At 70.3% G+C, this 10,086-nt stretch carries 9 protein-coding genes and 1 pseudogene; 4 read left to right on the forward strand and 6 right to left on the reverse strand.

Going from position 1 to position 10,086, the window contains the following annotated elements; genetic code table 11:
• The first annotated feature begins 348 nt into the window (after positions 1–348).
• Genes GA0070560_RS17410 through GA0070560_RS17420 form a run of 3 tightly spaced genes read left to right on the forward strand, consistent with a single transcriptional unit; the run spans position 349 to position 3,543 of the window.
• Positions 349–1,518, forward strand: coding sequence for a cytochrome P450 family protein (locus GA0070560_RS17410; RefSeq protein WP_170839453.1), 1,170 nt, complete (start codon positions 349–351; stop codon positions 1,516–1,518).
• A complete protein-coding gene (locus GA0070560_RS17415; RefSeq protein WP_091298455.1) occupies positions 1,515–2,840 on the forward strand; it encodes an activator-dependent family glycosyltransferase in 1,326 nt (441 codons plus the stop codon). Before GA0070560_RS17410 ends, GA0070560_RS17415 begins: the two co-directional genes overlap by 4 nt.
• A complete protein-coding gene (locus tag GA0070560_RS17420) occupies positions 2,833–3,543 on the forward strand; it encodes a class I SAM-dependent methyltransferase (RefSeq protein WP_091298459.1) in 711 nt (236 codons plus the stop codon). The genes GA0070560_RS17415 and GA0070560_RS17420 overlap by 8 nt, the downstream gene beginning before the upstream one ends.
• A gap of 75 nt (positions 3,544–3,618) precedes the next feature.
• Here GA0070560_RS17420 and GA0070560_RS17425 read toward each other — a convergent pair whose 3' ends face one another.
• The 3 genes from GA0070560_RS17425 to GA0070560_RS17435 form a co-directional block, all read right to left on the reverse strand.
• Positions 3,619–4,755, reverse strand: a complete 1,137-nt coding sequence (locus GA0070560_RS17425) for an acyltransferase family protein (protein ID WP_091298463.1) — start codon at positions 4,753–4,755, stop codon at positions 3,619–3,621.
• A gap of 73 nt (positions 4,756–4,828) precedes the next feature.
• Entirely contained in the window at positions 4,829–5,431 is a 603-nt protein-coding gene (locus GA0070560_RS17430; RefSeq protein WP_091298466.1) for a dTDP-4-dehydrorhamnose 3,5-epimerase family protein, read from the reverse strand.
• Complete coding sequence (locus GA0070560_RS17435) at positions 5,428–6,876, reverse strand: NDP-hexose 2,3-dehydratase family protein (RefSeq protein ID WP_425412666.1); 1,449 nt, start codon at positions 6,874–6,876, stop codon at positions 5,428–5,430. The genes GA0070560_RS17430 and GA0070560_RS17435 overlap by 4 nt, the downstream gene beginning before the upstream one ends.
• A 208-nt stretch (positions 6,877–7,084) precedes the next feature.
• Between GA0070560_RS17435 and GA0070560_RS28190 the strand changes: the two are divergent.
• Positions 7,085–7,204, forward strand: a pseudogene (locus GA0070560_RS28190) (IS701 family transposase); the annotation flags it as partial.
• Positions 7,205–7,211: 7 nt separating this feature from the next.
• Here the strand turns inward: GA0070560_RS28190 and GA0070560_RS17445 are convergent.
• The 3 genes from GA0070560_RS17445 to GA0070560_RS17455 all read right to left on the reverse strand — a co-directional run bounded on the left by GA0070560_RS17445 (position 7,212) and on the right by GA0070560_RS17455 (position 9,764).
• Positions 7,212–8,381 (reverse strand): winged helix DNA-binding domain-containing protein, encoded by a 1,170-nt coding sequence (locus GA0070560_RS17445; protein WP_091298524.1) that lies wholly within the window; start codon positions 8,379–8,381, stop codon positions 7,212–7,214.
• Positions 8,382–8,502: 121 nt separating this feature from the next.
• Positions 8,503–8,853: an alpha/beta fold hydrolase gene (locus tag GA0070560_RS17450; protein WP_211565885.1), complete on the reverse strand. Its 351-nt coding sequence runs from the start codon at positions 8,851–8,853 to the stop codon at positions 8,503–8,505.
• A gap of 65 nt (positions 8,854–8,918) precedes the next feature.
• Positions 8,919–9,764 carry an IS3 family transposase gene (locus tag GA0070560_RS17455; RefSeq protein WP_281184471.1) on the reverse strand — a complete coding sequence of 282 codons (846 nt, stop codon included), beginning with the start codon at positions 9,762–9,764 and terminating at the stop codon, positions 8,919–8,921.
• Positions 9,765–10,086 lie beyond the last annotated feature (322 nt).

A 10,086-nucleotide genomic window follows, 5' to 3' on the forward strand; every position in this document is an offset into this window, starting at 1 on the left:
ATTGCGAGAGCAATTCCGGTACGGTGTGCTTGGGGAGCTGTTCCCGGCCGCTCTCCGATAGTTCTCGTCAAGATGGCCTCAGGCGGCATCGTCCCTCCAGGGAAGCTGATCGTGCGACTGCGCGTGACGCAGACACGCTAGTGGAATCGCCTCGCCCCCGCACATGACCCGCCAACTTGACAATGCGTCGGAAATGTTATCCGGAAAACGGGTCCAAAATGTTCTTGACAGGGCGGGAAAATGCCATCACCGGCACCTGTCACGTCGCTTCTAGTGGTATTCGAATCAGCGCTAGTACCGTCCGCTCCGGTAGCTGGGCACGTGTGCGGCAGAGGAGAGGACGTCGACATGTCGGTGGATGGTGGCCTGCGCCGCCGGATGCAGCTCGTACAGGGAATCCAGTGGCTACGGGCCGCGCAGGGTGACGCCTTCGCCGACCTGTTGCGCGGTCAGGGACAGGACCCCGAGGCGCTGACCGCGCGACTGCGCGGCGGCGAGCCGATGACGCGCAGCGCCACCGGGACCTGGGTGGCGGCCCGCCATCCGGTCGCGGCGGCCGTGCTGGCGAACCCCGCGTTCGACCCGGGTCCGCTCGACTGGCGGCCCGGTGGTGTGCCGGCGATGCCGCTGACCGGGGCGGACCTCGGGCTCACGCTCGACGACCGGGCCGGCCTGCGGGCGCTCGCCGAGCCGGTCGTCGGCGCCGCCGCCCTGACCCGGCGACACGCCGACCTGCTGCGGGCCTGCGAACGCGCCCTGGACGGCCGCGCCGGCGAGGTCGACCTGGCCGAGGTGGCGGCCCGGATGTCCGTTGCCATGCTGGCGGAACTGCTCGGCCTGTCGATGGCACAGCGTGACCGGCTGGCCGACTGTCAGGCGGATGCCGGACTGGTGATGGACAGCCTGCTCTGCCCGCAGGGCGGGCACCGCACCGAGCGGATGCTGGCGGCCGTGGCCGCCGTCCGCGAGATCGTCGGTGGCCGGCAGCCGCACCTCGTCCTCGCGGTGCTCGGGACCCGCGTCACCACGGACCTGCTGCTCAACGTGCTGTGCGAACTGGTGGCCGTCCCCGACCGGTGGGCCGCGCTCGACGCGGACCCGGCATCGGCCCCGGCCCTGGTCGACGAGGCCCTCCGGCACCGGCCGCCGATCCAGCTGCAGATGCTGGTGGCGCGAACGGACACCGAGGTCGAAGGCCGGAAGATCACCGCCGGCAGCCAGGTGGCGGTCCTGCTGCACGCCGCGAACCGGGACCCGGCGGTGTTCACCGACCCCGACCGCTTCGATCCCGGCCGGGAACCCGGCCCGGCGGCGCTGCTTCCCTCCTGGCCGGGCGAGCTGGTGCTGCCCGCCGCGCGGGTGCAGGCCGCCGTCGGACTCACCGCGCTGGTCGGCCGGTTCCCGCCACCGCTGCCGGCCGGGCCGGCGCTGCGGCGGCTGCACGCGCCGGTCACCGGGGGAGTGCTCCAGCTACCGGTCCAGACACAGGTAGGCACGGCAGAGATGAGCCAGTCATGAAGGTGATGTTGACCTGTTTCGCCGCACCGACGCACTTCCACTCCCTGGTGCCCCTCGCCTGGGCGCTGCGCACGGCCGGACATGAGGTCCGGGTGGCCAGCCCGCCCGAACTGACCGAGACGATCACGCAGGCCGGCCTGACCGCCGTGGCGGTCGAGCGGTCCGGGCCGATCGACACCGATCCCCGCGTGTCGGAGCTGCTCGGCCGGGCCTTCATGGGCGCCCTCGACTTCGTCCGCGACTTCGACTACACCGGCCAGGACCCGACGACGTGGAACCACCGCGGACTGCTCGACCTGGAGACCATCGCCAGCAGCGTCATGTACGCCACGATGAACAGCGACGTCATGATCGACCAGCTCGTGTCGTACGCCCAGCAGTGGCAGCCGGACCTGGTCATCTGGGAGATGTTCACCTTCGCCGGCGCGGTCGCGGCACGGGCGTCGGGCGCCGCGCACGCCCGCTTCGTGTGGGGGCCCGACGGCGCGCTGCGAGCCCGCCAGGAGATGCTGCGGCTGTCCCGGGCGCTGCCGGCCGAACACCGGCAGGACCCCACGGCCGAATGGCTGGACGCGTGTCTGGCGCGGCACGGCAGCCGGTTCGACGAGGAGATGGTCACTGGACAGTGGACCATCGACATCACGCCGCCGAGCATGCGGCTCGACGTCGGGGTGCACACCACCGGTGTCCGGTACATCCCGTACAACGGGCCGTCCGTGGTGCCTGCCTGGTTGCGTACCCCGCCAGAGCGGCCACGGATCTGTCTGACGCTGGGCCTCACCAGCCGCACCGACGGCCAGGCCGTCGACACGCTCGACGCGGTGCTCGGCTCCGTCTCCCTCGGCGACCTGCTCGACGCCGTCCGGGATCTCGACGCGGAGATCGTGGCCACGATCGACCCGGCGGCGGTCGTCGGCGTCGACCTGCCGGACAACGTCCGCGCGGTCGGCTTCGTCCCGCTCAACGACCTGCTGCCGACCTGCGCCGTGGTCCTGCACCAGGGCGGCAGCGGAACCCGGTCGACGGCCGAGGTGCACGGCGTACCCCAGCTCATGCTCACCGACCCGTGGGACGCGCTGCGCGGCCAGGGCGTCGAGCGGATGCGGGCCGGCCTGACCCTGGACCGGGGTGAGCTGACCGCGGACATCCTGCGGGACAGCCTGCAGCGTCTGCTGAAGGACCCGGTGTTCGCGGAGGGCGCCGAGCGGGTGCGGCGGAAGGTGCTCGCCGAGCCGAGCCCGAACGACCTGGTGGCACGGTTGGAACAGCTCACGGACACGCACCGTGACCGAGTGGGGACCCCGGGAGGAAACCATGTATGAGACCGAGTTCGCCGACGTCTACGACCTGATCTACCGGCACCGGGGCAAGGACTACGCCGCCGAGGCGGCGTTCCTGGCCGAACTGGTGAACAGCCGTCGCGCCGGTGCCGAGTCCGTGCTCGACGTCGCCTCGGGGACCGGCGGCCACCTGCGTTTCCTGCGGGAGCTGTTCGCGCGTGCGGAGGGCCTCGAGATCTCCCCGGACATGCTCGACATCGCCAGGCGGCGGCTGCCGGGCGTGACGATGCACCGGGGCGACATGCGGGACTTCGACCTGGGCCGGACGTTCGACGCCGTCACGCTGATGTTCAGCTCGATCGGGTACGTGGCGGACAAGGCCGAGTTGGACCAGACCCTCACCTGCCTGGCAGGGCATCTCGACCCCGGTGGGGTGCTCATCATCGAGCCGTGGGTCTTCCCGGACACCTTCGTACCCGGGTACGTCGCCGCCGACCTGGCACGGGACGACGGCCGGACCGTGTCGCGGGTGTCCCACTCCGTACGCGACGGCGACGCGGTGAAGATGACGCTGCACTACCTCTGCGCGGACGCCTCCGGCATCCGCCACCTGACCGACACGCACCGGCTCGCGCTGTTCACCCCGGAGCAGTACGAGGACGCGTTCACCCAGGCCGGTTGCCGCGCCGAGTTCGTCCGGACCGAGCGGTTCAGCCGCGGCCTCTTCGTCGGAGTCAGGAAGTAGGCCCGGCACCCGACCGGAACGCGGTGCGGGCGGGACCGGATCCGGTCCCGCCCGCACGCTGTCCTCCGCTCCCGGCTACCGACCCGCGCCGACCCGCCGCCGGCTGACCGAGAACCTGCGCTGCATCGGCCGCTCCACCAGGCGGAAGAGCGCCCAGGAGAGCAGGATCGTCGCCGACAGGCCGAAGGTCAGCAGGCCGAGCGACTGCCAGGCGTTCGGCCTGAAGTCGGGGCCGTAGACCGGGTACATGTTGTACAACACCAGCTCGTGCACCATGTAGAAGGCGAAGGAGATGTCGCCCAGCCAGACCATCACCTTGCCGCCGAGAAAGGACGGCCGGCCGTCGATGTCGCCGACCGCCACCGCCGGGATGAGGAAGGCCAACGGCACGATCGTGGCCGACACGATCGCGAAGCCGGTCGGCAGGACCGACGCCGCCGCGTAGCCGGCCAGGAAGCCGACCACCGCCCACCACGGGCGGATCCGGGGCCACTTCCCGGTCATCACGATCCGGGCGAGCAGGATCCCCAGTACGAAGTCGAGCGCGCGTACCGGCGGGAAGACGTAGATGAACCAGTACTCCAGCGCCGGCATCGGCTCCCACCACAGCTGGGGCTCGTCGGGCAGCAGCTTGGCCACGACCGGCACGCACAGGACGGCGGCCATCACCCCGGTCGCCCAGTACCACAGGTGTTCCGGCCTGATCCGGCGGATCAGCAGGATCAGCAGCGGGAAGGACAGATAGAAGAGCGCCTCGACCGACAGCGACCAACTCACGTCGTTGATGCCGAACGCCACGTCCAGGTCGGTCCACCAGGCCTGCAGCAGCAGCACGTTCGGTACGACGCCGACGAGCTCACGTCCGCTCGCCACCATCACCACGATGGCCAGCAGGAACGTCACGAAGTGGTTGGGGTAGATCTTGAAGAAGCGTCGGCGCCAGAACCGGGGCGCGGTGTCGTCGTCCCGCATGGACCAGGTGAGCACGAACCCGCTGAGCACGAAGAAGAACCCCACCCCGATGTAGCCGCCCATCTTGACCACGGCCTTGATGACCTCGGTGGTCTCGGTGTACGGCAGAAGGCCCGGCTGGAACGCGGCATGGGTCGCGAACACCATCATGGCCGCTATCCACCGCAACCCGGTGAGTGAGGAGAGCCGTTGGACGGGGGAGTGGACAGCCTCACGCGGCTGTAGTTGATCTGTAGTCATGGCTACCTTCCCGGAACGACGCTGGAATCTGTCGGGTTGGCCCGCCGACCGGTGGCCGGTCGGCCCGGCCGGATCAGGCCGGTACGTCGCGTTCGGCCCGGACGCAGTCGGCGTACACCGGCAGCAGCCCTAGTCGGACGGCCGCGCCGAGGGTGGGTGCTGCGCGGTCGCGATCGGAGAGCACCAGGTCCGAACCGCCGGGGAGGGGCAGTGCCAGGTCCGGATCGAACGGGTCCAGCGCGTGTTCCCGTTCCGGCACGTATCCGCCGGACAGCAGGTAGGACATCACCGTGTCGTCGTCGCAGGCGAAGAACGCGTGGCCGACCCCGATTGGGAGGTACAGGGCGCGCGAGCAGTCTCCGGTGAGGGTGACGACCTCGTACCGGCCGAAGGTGGGAGAGCCCACCCGAAGGTCGATCACGTAGTCCTGGCACCGTCCGTGCGCACACCACACGTACTTGGCCCGACCGGGCGGGGCGGCGGTGTAGTGCACCCCGCGGAACACGCCCCGGCGGGACCTGCTCACGCAGGCCTGGACGACGGGGAACAGCGGCCGGCCGACCGCTTCGAGGAAGGCCGCTTCGTCCAACGGCGTGGTGAACATGCCGCGCTCGTCGGCGTACCCGGTCGTGCTGAACTCGAATGCCCCCTCGACGGCCAGCTCGCGGGCCTTCACCGGCGTTCCCTCGCCGAGAGGCTGTGCAGGCAGGCCACCAGGCTCCGGGCCTGGACGTTGAGGTAGTGGCTGTGTCGCAGCAGGTCGACCAGCTGGTGCAGGGTGAGCCAGCGGAAGTCGGGATGTTCGAATCCCGGCTCGGGATCCACCTCGACGATCATGTACTTGTTCCGCGAGTGGTAGAACCGTCCACCCTCCTCCGACAACAGGGTGTCGAACCGGATCTGCTCCGGCGCCGCCCCCAGCACCTCGTCGACGAAGCTGGGCCGGGCGGCCCGCGGCAGGACCGCGTAGTTGTCGGGGGTGCACTGCACCGTCGGCGCCAACTCGACGACGTCCAGGTAGCCCGGCTCGGCACGCGCGTGCACCAGCACGTGCAGGACGCCGAGTATCCGGGTGACCAGGAAGGCCACCAGGCCCGTGCCGATCGGCGCGATCATCGGCTGCGTCCAGGCGTTCACCTCGCGTGCCCCACTGCGCACGTCGACGCCGATCACGTCGAAGAACAGGCCACTGCGGTGGGAGATCTTCTCCGCTGAGCGGTGCCAGCCCGGCAGGCCGCCGAGCGGCACGTCGCGGGTGGACACCTCGGTACGGGTGCGCACCTCCGTGATCCAGCTGAGGATGTCGGACATCGCGTGCAGGCCGCCGCTCTCCTCGTTGCACGAGGCGACCAGCGCGGCGTGGAAGTCGTCCCCCCGCACGGTCAGGGCGGTACGCAGGTCCGGACCGGCGAACGGGATGCAGGACAGCACCGTACGGAGGTCCATGTTGATGAGGTCCTCGCGATGGAGCAGGCGATGGACCAGTCCCAACGTCACCCAGCGGAACCCGTCCAGCAACTCGACGTCCTCGCTGACCTCGACCACCATGTTGCGATTGCGCTTCTGCCGGAACCAGGCGCCCTGCTCGGACTGACGCACGTCCGTGAGCACCCGGTGCCGGGTGGTGTCCCGGAAGTACTCGAGGTACGGCACCGACGAGCCACCGTGCACCTTCGTGTAGTTGCTGCGGGTGGCCTGCACCGTCGGACAGAGTTGCAACCCGTGGTAGTTGCCGGGCTCCGCCTTGGCCTGGATCAGACAGTGCAGGACGCCCTCGATCTCCCTGACCAGGATGCCCAGGATGCCGACCTCGGGCTGGTTGATGATCGGCTGGCTCCACGCCTTCACCGGCCGGTGCGGGAAGTGCACCTCCAGCCCCTCGATGCGGAAGAACTTCCCGCTGTCGTGCGCGATGTCGCCGGTGTCGGGCGCGGTGCTCCACCCGACCAGGGCGTCCAGGTCCACCCGCTGCACCTTCATCTGGAAGCGCGACCGTAGATCGTCGAACCAGCGGGCGAACGCCGCCTCCTCGACGTCCGTACCGGCGATCACGGACCGGGCGATGCGCAGCGGCGTCAGGACATCGTGCGTCGACGTCAGGGTGTACGGGGTCGCCTGCAGTTTCGCCACCGTCGAGCTCCTAGGCCGTGTCCGAGTTCCCACCGCGGCCGGGCTGGCCGGTCCTCCGTGTCGGACGGTGTCAGGCATGACTAGAGGCCGACCAGGCCGATGCGTCGAGCCCCGCTCGAGGCGGCGGGCTGCCCTTCCGTGCGGCGACTGCCGGGCGGAGGCGCGCGGCCGCGTGATCGAGCAGCTCGGCGATCCGGGCGGTGTGTTCGTGGCCTACCGCTCGGCGAAGGGTCACGCGTCGATCGACCGGCAGCTCCACCTCCCGGCGTCGTGGACCGGTGACCGGCAGCGGTGCCGGGCCGCCGGGATCGGCCGGCGTCGCGTGGCTACGCGTGGCCGCCCACGTGCACCGGGCCGAGGATCACCTGCGGTTTGCACTCCAGGATCTCTCCGAGACGTTCCACGCGGTCGCCGACTGCTCGACGCGCGGCGTCGCTGAGCGGGCGGAGCGGCTCGACGGTGACGTGCAGCCTGCGTCCGGAGCGGCGCCCGTGCCACACTCCTGCGACCGTGCCGTCGATGAGCAGTACCGGAAAGTTGCCGGCCTGACCGCCGGCGAGCGCGCGTTGCGCGGCGGGACCCGGGAAGAGCAGCTCACGCGGATGGCAGCCGACGGTGTAGGCGTCGAAGTACGGCAGCAGTTGCACTCCGTGCGGCCCGGTGGCCGATGGAGCGGTGTCGCCGGCACGGACCCAGGCAGGATCGCCATCGACCTCGACCTGTTCCAGTTCGCTCGCGAGGGAGTCGAACAGTGCCGTCGCCCAGCGACGGGGCGCGGCCAGCCACTGCGCGAACTGCTGTGGTGTGGCGGGGCCGTAGGCGTGCAGGTATCGCCGGACCAGGTCGGCGAGGGCCTCGGAGGCCGGGGCCGGCTGGAATCCGGGCAGCCACCGCTGGGGGCTGGTGTAGGTGACCTTCCGTCCCCGGTTCGGCCCGAAGCACAGTGCCCCACGGTGCGCGGCCAGATGCATGACCTGCCGCCAGCGCGGCCAGCTGCCGCCGAAGGCGGGCATCACCGGGTCGACGGCCCAGGGGCCGGTGCGGGCGGCCACCTCCGCGCTGAGTTCGTCGACGGTCAGTTCCGCGTCGGTCACCGCTGCCGTGATCGCGGCGACGACCTCGTCGGCCTGGCCAGGGGTCAGCCGCACGTCGGCCGGCATGGTGGGGGAGGCGGGTGGGATCGCGCTGAGTGCGCCGGCCCACAGTGGCAGGTCACGAGCCGGCAGCAGGTGTACGGTGCCGCGCGGCCCGAACGTCTTGACCAGGCTTCGCCCGCGCCACAGCGCATCCCCTACGTCGGCCCGGGTGGCACCGGAGACACGCAGCCCGATCGACACCTCCGCCGCGGACAGCACCTGGGCGTGCGCGCCGCACATGGCGGCAACGGCGTCGGCGGGTGTGCTGTCGGGTACCGGGGCGGACAGCCCGTGCCGCTCAAGTCGGCGGGCACACACGTCGGACCAGGACAGCCGCGGCAGGGTGGAACGGTCGGTCATCGCGCGCATCTCCCGATGTCGTCTTCGGATTCCTGCTTCTGACGGTGCAGGCACCGCGCCGGCCGCCGGCCCGGGCCTGCATGGGCCGGGCCGGCAGGCCGGGTGTCCTCGTCCGCTGCCGTCAGCGGAGGTCCCGGAAGAAGGCGCGGATGTCCGCGATCAGCGTCCGGGGTTCCTCGAGTGCGGCGAAGTGGCCCCCGCGGTCGACGTCGGTCCAGCGGGTGATGGTGTTCTCGGTTTCCGCGTAGCGGCGGATGCCGACGTCATGGGCGAAGACGATCACCCCGGTGGGTACGCCGGAGTTGGGCCTGGGTGCGCCCCAGGCGGGTTCCTGGGCGTAGCCGACGTACGCCGGCGAGCCGGCCGTGCCGGTCAGCCAGTAGATCGTCGCATTGGTCAGCAGCCGGTCCCGGCTGATCACTTTGTCGGGCAGGACCTCCCGAGGGGGGGTCCACTCGCGGAACTTGTCCATGATCCAGGCCAGTTGGCCGACCGGGGAGTCGGTCTGTCAATCCCCTGGAACCGTGGAGGACTCGGTTATGCGGCCTGGCCCTTCAGGACGCGGATTGCCGATCGCTCGTAGTCGTTCGGTGAGCGTCCGCCGCAGACGGAGTGTCTGCGGCGACGGTTGTAGAAGTCGGTGATCCAGGTGGCGATCTTTAGCCGGGCCTCGGTGCGGGTGCGGAACTGGTGGCGGTGGACGTACTCGACCTTGATGGTGGAGAAGGTGGCCTCGGCCACGGCGTTGTCGAAGCACGAGCCGACCCGGCCCATCGACTGACGTACCTTCCAGCGGGCGCACGCCCGGGCGAAATCGGCCGAGCAGTATTCGCTGCCCCTGTCGCTGTGGAAGATCACTCCGGCGACATCGCCGCCGCGGGTGACCGCGGCCATGTTCAACGCGGCGACGACCAGGCCGGCGTCGTGCCGGTCGCCCATGGCGTAGCCGAGGATGCGCCGGGAGTACAGGTCGATGACGGTGGCGAGGTAGAGCTTGCCCTCACCGGTGACGATCTCGGTCATGTCGCCGCACCAGGCCACGTCCGGCGCGGACGCGGTGAACTGGCGCTTGACCAGGTCCGGCGCGGCTGGCCGCTTGCCCTGCCGAGTCAGCCCACGCCGGCGTCGCTTCGCTCGGGCGACCAGGCCCAGCTCGGCCATGAGCTCGGCGACCGTGTTGTCCGACACCCGCCAGCCCTGTTCGCGTAACTCGTCGCCGACGCGTGGACTGCCGTAGGTGCCGCCCGAGGCGTCGAAGACGCGCCGGACCGCGTCCGTCAGCCTGGCCCTACGGTCCTGGCGGGGTGTCGGCCGACGGTCCCGCCACTTGTAGAACCATGACTCGGACACCCCGAGTGCCCGACAGGTCACCGCGTGCGGCACATTGTGCTCGGTCCTCTGGCCCGAGTTCCGCAGTTCGTAGGAACACAGGCCTGATCAGTTCTGGATCGCTGCTGGTCACGGGCTTGCGGATGCCTCACACCGGGCCTGCGGGCCCGAAAGTGTAGTAACACGAGCAGGTACTCATATCTTGTGTGGCCAGCGGTGATGTGGTTTCTTCGTAGTCATGTATCTGCGGTTCACGTCGCGGACCAACGCCGACGGCAGCGTGGTGCGCTACGTCGCCCTGGCGCACAACCGCCGCGTGGCCGGCAAGATCAAGCCTGATGTGCTGATGAACCTGGGCCGTGTCGACCAGGTCGAC

The organism is Micromonospora halophytica, from assembly GCF_900090245.1.
GTDB lineage: Bacteria > Actinomycetota > Actinomycetes > Mycobacteriales > Micromonosporaceae > Micromonospora > Micromonospora halophytica.

Excerpts from the sequence above, each read along its gene's own strand:
- GA0070560_RS17415 (WP_091298455.1), top strand. The coding sequence starts at position 1,515 with ATGAAGGTGATGTTGACCTGTTTCGCCGCACCGACGCACTTCCACTCC.
- GA0070560_RS17425 (WP_091298463.1), bottom strand. The coding sequence starts at position 4,755 with ATGACTACAGATCAACTACAGCCGCGTGAGGCTGTCCACTCCCCCGTC.
- GA0070560_RS17410 (WP_170839453.1), top strand. The coding sequence starts at position 349 with ATGTCGGTGGATGGTGGCCTGCGCCGCCGGATGCAGCTCGTACAGGGA.
- GA0070560_RS17445 (WP_091298524.1), bottom strand. The coding sequence starts at position 8,381 with ATGACCGACCGTTCCACCCTGCCGCGGCTGTCCTGGTCCGACGTGTGT.
- GA0070560_RS17450 (WP_211565885.1), bottom strand. The coding sequence starts at position 8,853 with ATGGACAAGTTCCGCGAGTGGACCCCCCCTCGGGAGGTCCTGCCCGAC.
- GA0070560_RS17420 (WP_091298459.1), top strand. The coding sequence starts at position 2,833 with ATGTATGAGACCGAGTTCGCCGACGTCTACGACCTGATCTACCGGCAC.